The sequence below is a fragment of the Bosea sp. ANAM02 genome (genome assembly GCF_011764485.1).
Lineage (GTDB): Bacteria > Pseudomonadota > Alphaproteobacteria > Rhizobiales > Beijerinckiaceae > Allobosea.
On sequence record NZ_AP022848.1, the window covers coordinates 1,910,365 to 1,925,782 of the forward strand.

Annotated in this window: 12 protein-coding genes; 3 read left to right on the forward strand and 9 right to left on the reverse strand. The window is 68.5% G+C overall.

Annotated features, from left to right (window positions below; translation table 11 throughout):
• Positions 1 to 90: 90 nt before the first annotated feature.
• The 4 genes from OCUBac02_RS09225 to OCUBac02_RS09240 all read right to left on the reverse strand — a co-directional run bounded on the left by OCUBac02_RS09225 (position 91) and on the right by OCUBac02_RS09240 (position 4,241).
• Positions 91 to 963 carry an ABC transporter permease gene (locus OCUBac02_RS09225; RefSeq protein ID WP_173045116.1) on the reverse strand — a complete coding sequence of 291 codons (873 nt, stop codon included), beginning with the start codon at positions 961 to 963 and terminating at the stop codon, positions 91 to 93.
• Entirely contained in the window at positions 963 to 1,880 is a 918-nt protein-coding gene (locus OCUBac02_RS09230; RefSeq protein WP_173045118.1) for an ABC transporter permease, read from the reverse strand. The genes OCUBac02_RS09225 and OCUBac02_RS09230 overlap by 1 nt, the downstream gene beginning before the upstream one ends.
• A gap of 94 nt (positions 1,881 to 1,974) precedes the next feature.
• Complete coding sequence (locus tag OCUBac02_RS09235) at positions 1,975 to 3,498, reverse strand: ABC transporter substrate-binding protein (protein ID WP_173045120.1); 1,524 nt, start codon at positions 3,496 to 3,498, stop codon at positions 1,975 to 1,977.
• 77 nt (positions 3,499 to 3,575) lie between these two features.
• Complete coding sequence (locus tag OCUBac02_RS09240; RefSeq protein WP_173045122.1) at positions 3,576 to 4,241, reverse strand: RraA family protein; 666 nt, start codon at positions 4,239 to 4,241, stop codon at positions 3,576 to 3,578.
• A 152-nt stretch (positions 4,242 to 4,393) separates the two neighbouring features.
• Between OCUBac02_RS09240 and OCUBac02_RS09245 the strand changes: the two genes are divergently transcribed.
• Entirely contained in the window at positions 4,394 to 5,386 is a 993-nt protein-coding gene (locus OCUBac02_RS09245) for a LysR family transcriptional regulator (RefSeq protein ID WP_173045124.1), read from the forward strand.
• 184 nt (positions 5,387 to 5,570) lie between these two features.
• On the opposite strand, the gene OCUBac02_RS09250 is transcribed toward OCUBac02_RS09245, so the two are convergent.
• From OCUBac02_RS09250 to OCUBac02_RS09260, 3 genes are all read right to left on the reverse strand, one after another.
• Entirely contained in the window at positions 5,571 to 6,815 is a 1,245-nt protein-coding gene (locus tag OCUBac02_RS09250; RefSeq protein ID WP_173045126.1) for a Zn-dependent hydrolase, read from the reverse strand.
• A 159-nt stretch (positions 6,816 to 6,974) separates the two neighbouring features.
• The gene (locus tag OCUBac02_RS09255) at positions 6,975 to 8,231 is read right to left on the reverse strand and encodes a hypothetical protein (protein ID WP_052232667.1); all 1,257 of its coding nucleotides are present in this window, start codon (positions 8,229 to 8,231) and stop codon (positions 6,975 to 6,977) included.
• Complete coding sequence (locus tag OCUBac02_RS09260) at positions 8,228 to 9,367, reverse strand: glycosyltransferase family 4 protein (RefSeq protein ID WP_244639143.1); 1,140 nt, start codon at positions 9,365 to 9,367, stop codon at positions 8,228 to 8,230. Before OCUBac02_RS09260 ends, OCUBac02_RS09255 begins: the two co-directional genes overlap by 4 nt.
• A gap of 172 nt (positions 9,368 to 9,539) precedes the next feature.
• On the opposite strand from OCUBac02_RS09260, the gene OCUBac02_RS09265 reads away from it, so the two are divergent.
• Positions 9,540 to 10,709 (forward strand): DUF1972 domain-containing protein, encoded by a 1,170-nt coding sequence (locus tag OCUBac02_RS09265; RefSeq protein ID WP_173045128.1) that lies wholly within the window; start codon positions 9,540 to 9,542, stop codon positions 10,707 to 10,709.
• Complete coding sequence (locus OCUBac02_RS09270; protein ID WP_173045130.1) at positions 10,706 to 11,950, forward strand: glycoside hydrolase family 5 protein; 1,245 nt, start codon at positions 10,706 to 10,708, stop codon at positions 11,948 to 11,950. The genes OCUBac02_RS09265 and OCUBac02_RS09270 overlap by 4 nt, the downstream gene beginning before the upstream one ends.
• Here OCUBac02_RS09270 and OCUBac02_RS09275 read toward each other — a convergent pair.
• Both OCUBac02_RS09275 and OCUBac02_RS09280 read right to left on the reverse strand, forming a co-directional pair.
• Positions 11,892 to 13,241 (reverse strand): VpsF family polysaccharide biosynthesis protein, encoded by a 1,350-nt coding sequence (locus OCUBac02_RS09275; RefSeq protein WP_197933324.1) that lies wholly within the window; start codon positions 13,239 to 13,241, stop codon positions 11,892 to 11,894. The genes OCUBac02_RS09270 and OCUBac02_RS09275 overlap by 59 nt on opposite strands.
• Positions 13,241 to 15,382, reverse strand: a complete 2,142-nt coding sequence (locus OCUBac02_RS09280; RefSeq protein ID WP_173045132.1) for a GumC family protein — start codon at positions 15,380 to 15,382, stop codon at positions 13,241 to 13,243. The genes OCUBac02_RS09275 and OCUBac02_RS09280 overlap by 1 nt, the downstream gene beginning before the upstream one ends.
• Between the last annotated feature and the right edge of the window lie 36 nt (positions 15,383 to 15,418).

Consider the following 15,418-nt stretch of genomic DNA (forward strand, 5'->3'; position numbering starts at 1 on the left):
CGTCAGCCGCGCCGGCCGCGGGGCATCCAGTTCACGCCAACGGTTCGCTGTGCGAGCCATCGACATGGGCCGGCATCGTTCGAGGATGTCTCAGCGCCGCTCGTCGAGCGCGTCGCGGACGCCGTCTCCGAGCAGGTTCACCGCCAGGATCAGCAGGCAGAGCCCGGCGCCGGGCAGGGCGATCAGCCACGGATCGAACAGAATGTGCTCGCGCCCCTCGGCGATCATCAGGCCCCAGGAGGGCGTCGGCGGCTGGGCGCCGAGACCGAGGAAGGAGAGCGCGGCCTCCAGCAGGATGACGTTGGCGATCTCCAGCGTCGCGACCACGATCAGCGTGTTGCGCAGGTTCGGCAGGATGCCGTGCAGCATGATGTAGAAATGCGAGGCGCCGAAGGACTGGGTCGCCTGCACGAATTCGCGGCTGCGCAGGCTTTGGGCCGCCGCACGCACGACCACGGCGAAACGGTCCCAGAGCAGGAGGCTGAGCACGATCGCGAGCGTCTTCAGCGAGGCGCCGCCCAGGGCCACTGCCGCAAGCGCGACCAGCACGATCGGCAGCGAGAGGCGCGTCGTCACGATGAAGCTGATCGCCATGTCGGTGCGCCCACCGAAATAGCCGGCGGCGAGGCCGAGCATCGTGCCGATGAACCCGGCGCAGAGCGTGACGCCGAGCCCGATCAGCAGCGAGACGCGCGCGCCATAAAGCAGGCGTGCGAGATAGTCGCGGCCGAGATGGTCGGTGCCGAGGAGATGGGCCGGGTCCGAGCCCGGATACCAGAAGGGCGGCACCATACGCTTGCCGAGATCCTGCGCGATCGGATCATGGCTCGAGAGCCAGGGCGCGAAGATCGCGACGAGGACGATGACGGCGAGAAGGCCGCCGCCGATGCGAATGGCGCTGCTGGCGCTCAGGCCCTTGAAGAGCTTGCGCCGGCGGATGGCAGGGCTGTCGGCGATCGACATCAGGCGCTCCTCAGGCGGGGATCGAGCCAGGCATTGATCAGGTCGGCGGCCGTGGTCAGCGTGACGTAGATCAGCGAGAGGATCAGGATGATCGCCTGCACGACCGGCAGGTCGCTGCGCAGCAGGGATTCCCAGGCGAGGCGGCCGAGCCCGTTGATGGCGAAGACGCTCTCGATCACGATCGAGCCCGAGAGCATCAGGCCGAACTGGACGGCGGCGAGCGAGACCAGCGGCAGCACGGCGTTGCGCAGGGCATGGACCAGCAGGACGCGCGGCTGCGAGGCGCCCTTGGCGCGGGCGGTGCGGATGTAATCGGCGGTGAGCACGTCGATCATGCCGGCGCGGGTGAGGCGCATCAGGGCGGGCATGGCGTAGTAGTTGAGCACCACGACGGGCAGGATATAGCCCTGCCAGCTCTCGGTGCCGGAGATCGGCACGAGCCCGTACCAGACGCCGAAGATCACGATCAGGATCAGGCCGAGCCAGAAGCTCGGGATCGCCTGGCCGAGCACGGCGAGCATCAGGGCGATCCGGTCGATCGTGCCGCCGGGCTTGAGCGAGGCGAGGATGCCGAGCGGCACGGCAACGACGAGCGCGAGCAGGAAGGCGGCGGAGCCGAGCACGAGCGTGACCGAGAGCCGCTCGGCGATGATCGGCGCCACCGGCAGGTTGAAATAAAGGCTCGTCCCGAAATTGCCGGCGAAGGCATTGCCGATCCAGCTGAGGAACTGCAGCGGGATCGGCCGGTCGAGGCCATAGGCCTGCCGGATCAGTTCGACATCCTGCGCCCGGCCGGCCTGGCCGGCGAGGACGACGGCGGGATCGCCGGAGACGAACATCAGTCCGAAGGCGACGGCCGAGACGGCGAGCGCCACGAGGGCGGCGACGATCAGGCGGCGCGCGAGAAAGGGCAGCATGACGGCTCCGGGAATAGCGGGTCGGCCTGCCTGGCAGGAGAGGCGCCGCTACCGGCGATGGACCGGAAGCGGCGTGGCGATAGGCGCGAGGCCGTTACTTCCAGCTCGACAGCCACCAGCGGGCGAACTCGTCCGGATGGGGCTTGAAGGTCAGGTCCTTGGACAGGCCGTAATTGATGTTGAAGTCGTACATCGGCAGCCAATAGGCCTGATCGGCGATCTTCTTCAGCGCCTTGGCGTAGTTCGCCTCGCGCAGCGCGCGATCCTGCGAGGTATCGGCCGCATTGACCAGCTCCATGACTTCCTTGTCCTGGACGAGGTCGTCGGCGCCGCCGCCGAAGAAGTTGGAGATGATGAAGGCGACGTCGCCCGTGCCGTAGCTGCCCCAGTTGGTGAAGAAGGCCGGCAGCTCGCCCGCGCGCCATTTCTGCACGCCGGCTGCGTATTGCTGCTCGTTCAGCGTCACGCGGATGCCGACCTTGCCGAGATCGCTGGCGATCGCCTCGGCGACCGGGCGCGGCATGGCGGCGAAGACCATCTCGATGTCGACGCCGTTGGCGAAGCCGGCTTCCGCCAGCAGCGCCTTGGCCTTGGCCGGGTCATAGGCGTATTTCGTCACGTCCTGCGCGCAGCCGAACTGCTTGGGGTTGCAGGCCGAGTTCAGCACCTGCGAGGCGCCGCCGGCGAAGGCCTTGACGATGGCCTCGCGGTTGACGGCGTGGTTGATCGCCTGGCGGACCTTCAGGTTCTTGGTCGGGTAGTCCTTGCCCTTCCCGGTCACGGTCATGCCGATATAGGAGATGCGCATGATCGGGCCGTTGACGATCTGCACGCGGCTGGCGAGGCGCGCGGCCTGGTCCGGCGGGATGCGCCATGTCCAGTCGAGCTTGCCGGCCATCAGCTCGGCGAACTGGGTGTTGAGCTCGGGGATGGTGCGCACGACGATCTTGCCGATCGCGGGCTTGCCCTTCGGGCTGCCGGCATAATGGCCGTCGAAGCGCTCGAAGGCGTAGCGGATGCCGGGCGTCATCTCGGTCAGCTTGTAGGGGCCGGTACCGACGGGCTTGGCCGCCATGCCGGCCGAGCCGACCTCCTTGAAATAGGCGGCCGGGTAGATCGGCAACGCATCGGCGAGCATCTCGACCGCACCGGCGAAGGGCTTCGCCATCTTGATGCGCACCTTGAAGTCCGAGACCTTCTCGACCTTGTCGATCCAGTCGATGGCGATGCGGAAGCGCGTGCCATAAGCAGGGTCGAGCACGGTGGTCAGCGTGTAGACCACATCGTCGGCGGTGAACTTCGCGCCGTTATGGAAGGTCACGCCCTCGCGCAGGTCGAATTCCATCGTCATCGGATCGACGAAGCGCCAGGCTTTGGCGAGCGCCGGCTTGATCTCGCCGGTGTCGAGGTCCTTGTAGAGCAGGCCGTCATAGATGTGGCGGGCGAGGATCAGGCCCTCGCGGCCGGCGATCTTGTAGGTGTCGAGCGCTTCCGGCTCGAGCGCGAAGGCGGCGTTGAGCGTGTCGTCGGCCTTGCCGGCCATGGCCGGCGCCGGTGCGAAGGCGAAGGAGGCGGCCAGAAGCGCGCCGGCCAGCGCGGTCGTTCCCAAAATCTTCATCGGTCTGTTCCCCTGTGTTTTTCGGAGTGATCCATCCGGCCGAAGCGCGCCTCTATGGGCGATTCTGCGGCCAGCGCCTATGAAACGCGCGATTGTTCGAGCAGCTTTCGCGCGCCGTTGATCTCGTCGATGCGCTCGCCCCGGAGGACGCGCGCGATGACATCGGGCTCGGCCGCCTGCATGGCTGCGCAGGTGCGGGCCAACGCCTCGGCCTCGGCCGGATCGATGACGCAGACGCCGTTCTCGTCGGCGAGGACGAGGTCGCCGGGGCGCACCGTCGCGCCGCCGCACCGAACGGTGTCGCCGATCGTGCCGCCCTTGCCGAGGAGCTTCGTCGTCAGGGGCGAGCGGCCGCGGCACCAGACCGGCAGGCCCGAGGCCCGGATCGCGGCGACATCGGTGACGAAGCCGTCGATGACGACGCCGACGATGCCGGCAGCCTGCGCGGCTGCGGTCATCACCGCGCCCCAGCAGGCATGGCGATCGTCGCCCTGGCGGTCGATGACGAGGATGTCGCCGGGCTTCGCCTGCGTCAGGGCGCAGGAGAGCACAGCGCCGTCATCGGGCGGTACGCTGACGGTGAAGGCCGGGCCGCAGACGCGCGGGCCCTCGATGACGCACTGGATCGCCGGGATCATGAAACCCTCGGTCAGGATATGGCCGAGCGTCGCGGTCTCGATCTCGCGGAAGAGCGCGGCGCGCTGTGCGATCGAGGCTTCGGCCGATGATCCGGTCGCTGTCATGGTCGCCCTTGCGCTGGAGGATGTCGCGTTCTGCCGAACCTAAGGAAGCCGGGAAACCGGGTCCAATAGACAGTTCCTATGCTAAGCATAGGCTTGCCACGGCAGCGGGCTTGCATAAGGGCAGGGATCACCAAGGAAAGAGAGACACGCGCTTGAGCGGAACGAAGCCGAAGCTGCACCATCTCAACTGGAACCTGCTGCATACCTTTCTCGTCATCGTCGAGGAGCGCAGCATCACGCGGGCGGCCGACCGTCTGCTCGTGCGCCAGCCCACGGTGAGTGCGGCCCTGCAGCGGCTGGAGGAGACGCTGGGCGGCCAGCTCATCCAGCGCGACAGCCGCCGCTTCGTCCTGACCAAGCGGGGCGAGCTGCTCTACAAGGAATGCGTCGACATCTATCGCAGCGTGGCGCGCATCGGCGACCGGCTGTCGGAGGATCATGACGACCTGACCGGGCTCGTGCGCCTGCTCGTCGTGACCCATGTCGTGCTGCCGCCGCTCGACCGGACACTGACGCTGCTCAACCGCAAGCATCCCGGCGTCAGCGTGCGGATCGACGTCGCCAACAGCCAGGACATCGTCCGCGCGGTCTCGCAGAAGCTCAGCCCGTTCGGCTTCTGCCTACTCGCCAAGCCGTTGGCCGGGCTCGACTGCCGGTCGCTGCTGCGCGAGGAATTCGGCATCCTGTGCGGGCGCGGGCATCCGCTCTTCGGGCTCTCGGACGTGCCATTGGCGGACCTGCGCGACGAGCCCTTCGTCGCGCTCGCCTGCGGACAGGACGGCGCGCTGGAACCGATGGTCTCGGTCAGGGAAGGGGCGGGGCTCGGCAGCCGGGTCGTCGGCTCCAGCCCCAATCTCGAAGAGGTCACAAGGATGATCGCGGCCGGGCTCGGCATCGGCATCCTGCCGCTGGCCTCGGTGGCCGAGGCGCTGGAGGGCCGTTCCCTATGGAACCTGGCGCGGCCCGAGGATCTGCTCGGCGCCGATCTCTATTTCATCTCCAACCCGGCCATGCAGCTCAGCGCCGCGGAAGAGGCCTTCCTGCGGCTGTTCGAGCAGCGGCTCAGTGCGACCGAGGAGGAGCCGGCGGCCGAGGCCGCCGAGGCGCTCCTCAGTGGCCGTCTGGACAATCAACCCTCATCTTGAGTGCCCGGCTGGAAATACTTCGAGCCCTCATCCTGACGAGGCCCGCAGGGCCGTCTCGAAGGAGGCTCCAGATGGTTCCGGAGCCTCCTGAAGCATCCTTCGAGACGCGCTCTCCGAGCGCTCCTCAGGATGAGGGCTGGAGGTTCCGGTCAGGATGAGGGTTTGGGAATTCTGACGTCGTCTCTCAGCGATCCGCCCGCGCCATGACGGTGTGAAGCAGCACGTTGAGGCCGGGTTCGAGATCGTCCTTGGTGCAGAGTTCGGCATTGTTATGGGTGATGCCGCCCTTGCAGGGCGCGAAGATCATCGTCGTCGGAGCGTGGCGCGCGACGAAATAGGCGTCGTGCCCGGCCTGGCTGAGGATGTCCTGCGTGCGGTAGCCCAGAGCCAGCGAGGTCTGGCGGACGCTGTCGATCAGCTCCTGCGCGAAGATCCTGCCGCCCCATTTCCAGATATCGAGGATCTCGGCGGTGCAGCCGGCGCGGGCGGCGGATTCGCCGACGGCGCGGCGCACGCGCTCGGCCATGACCTCCGAGGTTTCGGGATCGGGATGGCGGACGTCACAGACGGCCTGCGCCCAGTCGGAGAGGATGCCCGGCTTGTTCGGCCAGGCGGCGAGGCGCGCGGCCGTCGCCTTGCCGCCGCCGGCGGCATAGGCCCAGCCGATCTCGTCGGTCTCGACCAGCAGGCGGGCGCCGGCGAGCAGGGCGTTGCGGCGGCGTTCCATCGGCCAGGGGCCGGTATGGGCGGTCTCACCCTTGAACTCGACGAGCATGCCGGTGCTGGGAAAGCCGCCGGTGACGACCCCGACCTGCATGCCGTCGCGGTCGAGATAATAGCCTTGCTCGATATGGAACTCGACATAGGCGTCGAAGGCGTGCGGTGCCGCTTCCATCTCGCCGCGATAGCCGATGCGCTCCAGCTCCTGGCCGATCGTGCGGCCATCCTCGTCGGTGCGCCCTTGCGCCCAGTCCAGCGTATAGGCGCCGACGAAGCAGCCGGAGCCGACCATCGGCGGCGAGAAGCGCGCGCCTTCCTCGTTGGTCCAGTTGACGATCTCGATCGGCCGGCGCGTGCGATGGCCGAGCGCATCGAGCGTGCGGCAGACTTCGAGCCCGCCGAGCACGCCGGCGATGCCGTCGAAGCGGCCGCCATTGATCTGGGTGTCGAGATGGCTGCCCATCACCACCGGCGGCAGGCTGTCATCGGTGCCGGCGCGACGGGCGAAGATGTTGCCGATGCCGTCGACACGCACATCGAGCCCGGCCTCGCGGCACCAGCCGACGAAGGTGTCGCGGATCTGCTTGTCGGCATCGGAGAGGGCGAGCCGCGAGAGGCCGCCCGGCCGGCCCGGGCCGATCTCGGCCGAGCGCTCGATCGTGGACCAGAAGCGCTCGATGTCGATACGGGCCGTGTCGAGGCTGGGCATGACGGTCTCCTCTCCGCCGGGCCTGGCGGGAGCTGCTGCGGGGCAATGAAACGACGTGTTCGCGTCGCGATTGCGGGCGGACCGTCCATCACAGGATTTCAGGCCGGGGGCGGCGCAGGCAAATAGATATTGCCTATGCTAGCCATCGGCGCGCCCGCGTCAGCGCAGGCTGCCGGCCTCTTCGGCCGCTCGCTGTCGCGGCCTAACGATCGCCCAGGAGCCGATCAGCACGATGATCTCGGAGAGCGCGCCGCCGAGCAGTGCCCAGGATGGCGGGACCGTCAGCAGCAGGACGAAGACGACGAGCAGGCCGGCCGCGGCGGCGATGGCCGAAAGGATGGCGATCGAGCGATAATCCTGCGCGATCTCCAGCCAGATGCGCGGCATGACATAGAGCATCGGCAGGCTGCTCATCACCCAGGCCAGCACAGATATCTTGAAGAAGCGCGTGCCTTCCAGGCTGTCCGGCTCGATGAAGGGCAGGGCGATCAGGACGACGATGCCGTAGAGGATGCCGAGGCAGGCCAGGGGCAGGGGCCAGCGCCGCAGCCGCTGCCCGACCTCTACGAAGTCGCGATGCGCCATGAGTTTCGAGAGCTCGGGATGCATCATGTTGGCGAAGGCGGTCGAGACGATGCGCAGCGGCACGAAATTGACCAGGGCGGCTGCGATCGGAGCGTAAGCTGCCGGGCCGGCCATGGCCGCGACCATCAGCGCCATGCCCTGGCCCTGCAGGTTGGTGATCGTCACGCTCAGCACCGACCATCTCAGGTCGCGCCAGAGCCTCCGGTAGCGCCGCCAGAGATGCCGGCCGAAGGTGATACGGATCGGGCGGCGGCGCCCGAAGATCAGCATCACCGCGATGCCGAGCGCATTCGCCGCCATCATCACGGCGAAGGTATGCTGGAGGATATGGGTGCCGTCCCAGATCACCCAGGCCGTGCCGGCGGCGCCACTCAGGGTGAAGGTGAGGTCGCTCGTGCTGACCAGCATCTGGCGATTGCGCGCGAAGAAGACCGTGCGCACATGTGCCCGCATCGCCCACAGGCCGATGAAGGCGCCGCCGAAGAAGGCGCCCTCGTCCAGCCAGAAACTGAGGACGCCGGTGACGACGAGGCCGAGCAGGATCGACAGCAGCATGGCGGCAGAGCCGAAGCTGACCTCGTAGGCGCCGGCCGCATCGGGGCTGCGGCTCTGGGCGATCGCGATGCTGGCGGGCAGGGCCGTGAAGGCGCGGATATAGGTCAGGCCGAGGCCGCCGACGACCATCACCAGCGCGAAGATGCCGTAGTCGCGCGCCGCCACCGAATGCAGCAGGGCGATGTTGAGGCCGAGATGGAAGGCGCTCTGCATCGCCTCGCCGCCGACCATGACGACGAGCCGCGTGACGATCTGGCGGATGGCCTGGAGATTCATGGCAACCGGGCCGGGCTCTGGCGCAGCATGTCGCCGGCGACGGCGGCGATGGCCCGCGCCACGGCCTGCTCGCTGAACAGCGCGGCGAAGCGCTCGCGCCCCGCCCGGGCCATCGGCGCGAGGACGTCGGGGTTGCCGACGATCCCGGCCAGGGCCTGGGCCAGCGCCTCGGCATCGCCCGGCGGTAGCAGGCGGCCGGTAACGCCGTCCGCCACCACCTCGCGCAGGCCGCCGATGGCGGAGGCGAGCGGAGGGCGGCCGAACGCCATCGCCTCGATCGCGACGCGGCCGAGCGATTCCGGCCGGCGCGACGGCACCGTCACGACATCCGCCCAGCGATAGAGCGGCGTGGGATCGTCGAGGAAGGGCTCGACGCTGACATGGGAAGCGAGGCCGGCGCTGGTCACGGCTTCGCGCAAGGCAATTTCGAGGCCGGGATCCTCGAAGGCGCTGCCGACGATGCGGGTCTCGATCCGGTCGCGGATTTCCGGCGGCAGGGAAGCCAGCGCCGCGAGCAGGATCTCCTGGCCCTTGATCCGGTTGATCCGGCCGAGCATCAGCACGCGCAGGGAGCGCTTGCCGTCATAGTCGGTCGGCGCCCAGTCGGCCGGGCCGGCGACGCCGTTATAGATCACGTCGGCGAGGTGGCCGGGCGGAGCCTCGAAAGCCTCTTGCGTCGCCCGGGAGTTGAAGATCAGCCGGGCGCGGCCCCAGAGGACGAGCCGGCGCAGCAGCCTGCGCGTCGCGCCTTCGGGAATCTCGTGGATGTGCTGGAGCGCCTTGCCCGGAAAGAACCGGGCCGCGAGGACGTGATCGACGATGACCGAGGTGTTGATGTAGACTAGGTCGCATCGCCTGAGACGCTGTGCGGCCCGGAGCACGGCGAGGGGCAGGACCACCGGCGCGGTCGCGACCAGCCGGGGCAGGTCCTTGCGCCTGAGCACCCAGAGCGGCTCGATCACGATCCTGCTGGCATTGGCTTCGAGCAGTCCGCGAATCGGCCCGTCACGCGGCAGCACCACCTCGATATCGGCCGACGGATAGGCCTGGCGCAGTGCCGCGACGCTCTCGGCGAAACTCCTGTCGGAGCCGTAGAGCTCGTAGCCCTGGTGAATGCAGGCGATGCGCAGCGTCACGATCCATTTCCGTTCCAGGCCGTCCTCGTCCCGGCCGAACGAGTCCGGAATTCGGGAAAGCAGGTCCTAACCATTCCGGATGAAAGGGGGATAAATCATGGAAATTCAAGGCATAATGAAACTGCGACGCTTCGCTCGCCATGATGTGCGAGCCGATCTGGACAGTTTGAAAATGGCTACCCCTCCCACCCTGCTTATCCTCGGAACGCGAGGAATCCCGGCAGCACATGGCGGTTTCGAGACCTTTGCCGAGAAGCTGGCGCTCTTTCTGGTCGCGCGCGGCTGGCGCGTCGGCGTCTATTGCCAGGACGAAGTTTCGACGATCACGCAGCGCTTTCGCAGCGAGATGTGGCGCGGTATCGAGCTGATCCGCACGCAGGTCGCTTCGGAGGGACCGCGCGCGACGCTCGAATTCGACTGGCACTGCGCGCGGGATGCGGCTCGGCGCCAGGGGGTCAGCCTCGTGCTGGGCTATAACGGCGCCGTCTTCCTGCCCTGGCTGCGCCTTGCCGGTCGCAAGGTCCTGACCAATATGGACGGAATCGAATGGCGCCGGCCGAAATGGCCCCTTCCGGTCCGCGCCTGGTTCTGGGTCAACGAGTGGATCGCTGCCTGGTCGTCGAATCGGCTCGTGGCGGATCACCCGATCATCGCCGACCATCTGGCGACCCGCCGTCCGCGCGCGGCCACGGCGATGATCCCCTATGGCGGCGTGCCGGTCCGCTCCGCCCCCGTGGCGCCACTTGCCAGGCTCGGTCTCGAAAGCGGCCGCTATCTCGTCTCGATCGCCCGGATCGAGCCCGACAACTCGATCCTGACGCTGGTCGAGGCTTTCTCGCGCAAGCCGCGCGGCATGAAGCTCGTGGTGCTCGGCACGTTCTCGGACGAGAACGCGTATCATCGACAGGTCATGGCTGCTGCCGGGCCGGAGGTGCTGACGCCGGGCGCGATCTACGACGCGAGCATCGTGCAGGCCTTGCGATTTCATGCGCGCGCCTATCTGCACGGCCATACGGTCGGGGGCACCAACCCGTCGCTGGTCGAGGCGCTTTGGGCGGGCAACCCGGTCATCGCGCATGACAATCCGTATAATCGCTGGACGGCCGGCGATGCAGGGCTGTTCTTCAATGATGAAGCAAGCTGTTCCGAGGCGATCGACAGGCTGATCGGCGACGATGCCCTGGTCGAGCGACTGAAGACGGCAGCGCTGGCGCGGGCGGAGAAGGATTTCCAGTGGCAGGCCGTGCTCGAACAATACGAGCGCGAGGCACTGGCCTTGATGGACCGGGCCGCCGTGCCGCAGATGACCTCCGGCAAGCTGGCGGACAAGAGCTCCGGATGAGCGTCAGCCGCCGCGCCGTTCTCGCTGGAGCGGCCGGGGCGGCGCTTCTGGGTGCAGGGCGGGCGCGGGCAGCGCCGCCCCTCACGCTTCGGCGCGGAATCAATCTCTGGCCCTGGTTCTCGCTGACGCGCGAATTTCCGGCGCCGCGGACCGACTATGACTGGCCGCCCTTCCAGCTCGACCGGCAGATACCGATGTCGCGCGATCTCGCGCAATTGCGGCGGGCGGGCTTCGATTTCGTGCGCATTCCCGTCGATCCCGGCCCGATCGTCGCCGCGGCGCCGCGCGAACGGGCGCTCCTGCTCGATCAGGTCATGGCGGCGGTCGCGCTGGCGCTCGGGCAGGATCTGGCGGTCGTCCTCAATCTCCATGGCAATGCGGCGACGCATCACTGGAATCCGGCCTATCTGTTCGGCAGCGAGGCGGCGCCTGGATTTCCCGCCTATCTCGCTGTCATCGCGGAACTGGCGCGGCGGCTCGGCCGGCTGGTGCCGGGCCGGGTCGCACTCGAACCGGTCAACGAGCCGTTCCAGGCCTGCGGCGACGCCGAATGGGAGCGCGTCCAGAAGCGCATGCTGGCTGCTGCGCGCAGCGCTGCTCCCGACCTCACCCTGGTCGCGACGGGGGCCTGCGGCAGCATGATCGCGGGGCTCGGGCCGCTGAAGGCGAAGGCGCTCGCGGCCTTCGAGCCACTGCTGTTCACCTTCCATTTCTACGAGCCCTATCTGTTCTCGCATCAGGGCGCGAAATGGATGAGCGAGCCGTTCTATCCCGCGCTCAACGGCGTGCCCTGGCCGGCTTCGCACGGCTCGCTGGAGGCGACGCTGGCGGCGGTGCGTGCGCGCATGGCCGTGCTCGGCCAGCCGGCATCGGGCCGGGGAGCGGCCACCTATCGCGAGACCGAGCGGGTGCTGAGGGAGTATTTCGACGCCCGGCCGGACCGCCCCTTCATCGAAGGCTATCTGGGACAGGTCGGCGCCTGGGCGCAGCGCGAGGGCGTCGCGCCCGGCCGCATCCTGATGGGCGAATTCGGCGCCGTCCGGACGGGGGCGGGGATCGCCGCGGCCGCTCCTGCCGACCGGGCGCGCTATGTCCGCGATGTCCGCCTGAGCGCCGAGGCGATGGGCTTTCCCTGGGCCTTCTGGAACCTGTTCGACGTCCTGGGGCTGCTGGTCGACGATGTCAGCCGGCGGCTCGATCCGGCCATGATCGAGGCGCTCGGGTTGCGGATGCCGGCCTGAGCGGCGCAGTCCCGGTCGAGCGCTCGGGCCGGTAGAGGCAGAACACGACGATCGCGAACTTGGCGGGCAGGTTCGTCTTCGTCGCGATGCTCTCCGATCCGTTCAGCAGGATGATCCAGACGACCATCGGCAGCCAGACGCCGCCGGCCCGCCCGATCCGCGCTAACTCGTACATGAACAGGCCGAAGGCCACGGTCACCAGGGCCGTGACGATCGCGCCCTGGTACAGGATCATGCGGATGAAGGGGTTCTCGATGCCCCATTCCAGCCCGTTGACGCGCCTGAGCGTGTCGACCAGGTCGTTGTCCGGGCCGAAGACGAGGTCTCCCAGCGAGAACATGCCGAGCAGGTCGAGCATCTCCTTGCGGGCATTGGCGCTGCCGCCGTCCGAGACGAAGCGCGTGGCGAGATCGTCGAAGAAGCCGAGCACCGCGAGCCCGCCGATCGCGACGGGGACCGCAGCCGCCAGCACGCAGGCGATCGCGGCCGCGACCAGCGAGACCCGCCCGCCGCGCAGCGAGGCGAACAGCATCACGATGCCATAGCAAAGGCCGAACGCGAGCGAGACGAGCAGCGCCGTCCTGCCCCCGAAAACGACGAGCGCGGCGCTCTGCAGCGCGATCAGCGTGCCCCGCATGGTCGGCGAGAGCGGCCGTGCGCCGCTGATCAGCGCCATCAGATAACAGGCGGTGATCATGGCATTGGCCAGCGGATGGCCGTGCAGCGCGGCCGAGCGCGTGTCGGTCTCGAAGGCGATCCCGTCGAAGCGATAGGGAAAGAGCCGGATCTGGGTGACGAATTCGGCGAGCGCGAGCAGGGCGTTCACGGTCATCACGACATGCAGCATCGTGGTCAGCGTCGCCATGGTCTCGTCGTCGGCATCGGCGAGCAGGAAGACCAGCAGGCAGGAAGCGACGTAGGTGTCGACCATGCCGCCGATGCCGGCACCGCCGCGCAGGATGGTCACGATGATGACGGCGATGGTGACGAGCAGCATCAGCAGTGTCGCCGGCCGGACGCTGGCGAGATGGATGCTGCGGCTCACCGGATCGCCGCTGGCGACGATGCTCCAGCAGAAGGCCAGCACGATCAGGTAGGTCGAAGGATGGATCTTGCTCGCGGCCGAGCCGGTGAGGCCGTCGTAATTGTAGCCGACGATCCAGAGCATGCCGCCGGAGACGCAGAACAGCACGAGCACTGCGGCGAGGACGCCGATCCGGCTCAGGCCGTCGAGCCGGGCCCAGCCCGGTGCCGCGCGGAGCCCTGCGGCTGCGCCGGGGGCGGCGGGCATCAGCCGTGCCCGCCGGACTCGACGAGGATCGTCGCCGTGATCGTGCGGCCCATGATCCGCGCGGCCTCCATGGCCTGGACGATGTCGTTCTGGCGCGTCCCGTAGAGCCGTGCGACCAGCACGATCTCCTCGGCCATCCCGACCAGCGGCGCGATCCTGACATTGCGGCCGAGCGAGCCGCCATCCATCACGACGAGATCGAAATGCCGGCTGGCATCGGCCAGCATCCGCGTCGCGAAGCTGCGGCCCACGCCCTTCTGCGGCGGGGCCTTGCGGCGCCCGCCCGACATCATCGCCACGTCCTTGCTGGCGCCGAAATGGATCGCCGCCTCCAGGCTGCTTTCGCCGCGGAGCAGATCCATCAGGCCGGGGCCGGCTTCCTCGGGTTCCTTCTCCAGATCGGCATCGATCAGCAGCACGCGTTCGCCCTGCTGGACCGCGGCTTCCGCGAGCAGATCGGTGACGCGCTCGCGATCGGCGGCATCGCCCTCGACCGACGTCAGGAGCAGGCTGCGGGCGGCGGTGGCCGCGTTGTCCGGCGCGTTGAACAGGCGCAGCAGCGCGAAGCCGGCCTCGTTCCTCGCTTCGGTCGATGCGGGCGCTGTCTTGCGCAGGCGCCAGCGTCGCCTCGCTGCCGGCCTGCCGGGACGCAGCACGGCGATGACCGGCGCGCCGACCAATGCCTCGGCCTGGGCGCGGGAGATGAGATGGGGCGCGGCATATTCGCGGATCAGCGCGAGGCCGGCACCGAGCCCGAGACCGAGCATCCCGGCGGCGGCGATCAGCGGCAGCGTCGGCGGCCAGCTCGATTGCTGCGGCGGCTGCGCCCGGCTGATGACACGGGCATTGGTGGTGTCGAGACTGGCCTGCTCGCGGGTTTCCTGGGCGCGCAGGAGGAAACTGGCATAGACGGTCCGGGCGGCCTCCAGGTCGCGCTGCAGCTCGCGCAGCCGCACCGAAGCCTGGTCGGCGCCTTGCGTCTGCCGGGTCAGCGCTTCCAGCTTGCCGGCGAGCAGTTTCTCGTTGCCCTGCGCGCGCTCGTAATCGGTGCGCACGGATTGCTCGACCCGGGCGATCTCGGTCGCGATCATCCGGCGGATGGTGACGAGCTGGCTCTGGGCCGCGCCGATCGCGGGATGGCGCGGGCCGAGCTGGCTTTGCAGGTCGGCCTCGCGCTGCACGAGCGTCGCCTCCTGCTCTCGCAGCTTGGCGATCACCGGCGACTGGATCGCCTCGGCCGAACTGCCGGCGAGGCCGGCGCCGCCGCGGCGCTGCTGGGCGATCTGCTCGACCTGCGACTTGAGCGCGGCCGTCCGGGCCTGGGCGGCGGAGAGCTGGTTGCTGATCTCGCCGAGCTGCTGGTCGCTGATCAGGCGGCCGGAGGAGGCGACGAGATTGTTCTGGGCGCGATAGCGCTCGACGGCGTTCTCTGCCTTCTCGACGCGCTTGCGCTGCTCGTCGAGCCGGGCGGTCAAGGAGTCGGCTGCCTCGGTCGCCGCCTTGCTGCGGGCATCGGCCTGGTCGGCGAGATAGGCTTCCGCGATGGCGTTGGCGAGCCTGGCGGATTTCTCCGCCTCCTTCGTCGTCACCACGACGTCGACGACGAAGACCTTGTCGGCGCGCCGGACCGAGAACTTGCGGCGCAGATTGGCGAGGGTGCGCGCCTCCGCCGGCGTCAGGCTGCCATCGGCATTGGGCGGATCGGCGGCGACCCGGCCGAGCAGGCGCGAGAGCAGGCCCAGGCCGTTGAATTCACTGTCCTCCGCGAGTTTGGTCTCGCGGATCGCGCGCATCAGCACGCTGGTCGACTGGATGACGCTGGCCTGGCTCTCGACCTGCGCCAGCCCGCCATCCGGGGACACGGAGCTCGGATTGACGTCGTTGCTGACGACGTTGCGATCACGCGGGTCGATGAGGAGCTGGGCCGAAGCAGTGTAAAGTGGCGCGGTCAGCACGCCATAGGCCAGTGCCAGGCCAGCGAACAGGCCGGCCATGGCCAGTATCATGAAACGGCGGTGCCAGAGGATGCGCCAGAGCTCGGAAATCTCGACGGCGCCATCCTGACGCCGGCGATAGCTTTCCCGAGGAGCCGGCTGCACCGCTTCCTCCTGCCGATGATCGCTTGCAGCCAGGCTGGCCATTCCTCTACTCTACCTACGCAACAACGCCGATGCCGC

What these genes read in the sequence shown, in the direction of transcription:
- OCUBac02_RS09225 (WP_173045116.1), bottom strand. Translation starts at nt 963, where the DNA reads ATGTCGATCGCCGACAGCCCTGCCATCCGCCGGCGCAAGCTCTTCAAG.
- OCUBac02_RS09230 (WP_173045118.1), bottom strand. Translation starts at nt 1,880, where the DNA reads ATGCTGCCCTTTCTCGCGCGCCGCCTGATCGTCGCCGCCCTCGTGGCG.
- OCUBac02_RS09235 (WP_173045120.1), bottom strand. Translation starts at nt 3,498, where the DNA reads ATGAAGATTTTGGGAACGACCGCGCTGGCCGGCGCGCTTCTGGCCGCC.
- OCUBac02_RS09240 (WP_173045122.1), bottom strand. Translation starts at nt 4,241, where the DNA reads ATGACAGCGACCGGATCATCGGCCGAAGCCTCGATCGCACAGCGCGCC.
- OCUBac02_RS09250 (WP_173045126.1), bottom strand. Translation starts at nt 6,815, where the DNA reads ATGCCCAGCCTCGACACGGCCCGTATCGACATCGAGCGCTTCTGGTCC.
- OCUBac02_RS09255 (WP_052232667.1), bottom strand. Translation starts at nt 8,231, where the DNA reads ATGAATCTCCAGGCCATCCGCCAGATCGTCACGCGGCTCGTCGTCATG.
- OCUBac02_RS09265 (WP_173045128.1), top strand. Translation starts at nt 9,540, where the DNA reads ATGGCTACCCCTCCCACCCTGCTTATCCTCGGAACGCGAGGAATCCCG.
- OCUBac02_RS09270 (WP_173045130.1), top strand. Translation starts at nt 10,706, where the DNA reads ATGAGCGTCAGCCGCCGCGCCGTTCTCGCTGGAGCGGCCGGGGCGGCG.
- OCUBac02_RS09275 (WP_197933324.1), bottom strand. Translation starts at nt 13,241, where the DNA reads ATGCCCGCCGCCCCCGGCGCAGCCGCAGGGCTCCGCGCGGCACCGGGC.
- OCUBac02_RS09280 (WP_173045132.1), bottom strand. Translation starts at nt 15,382, where the DNA reads ATGGCCAGCCTGGCTGCAAGCGATCATCGGCAGGAGGAAGCGGTGCAG.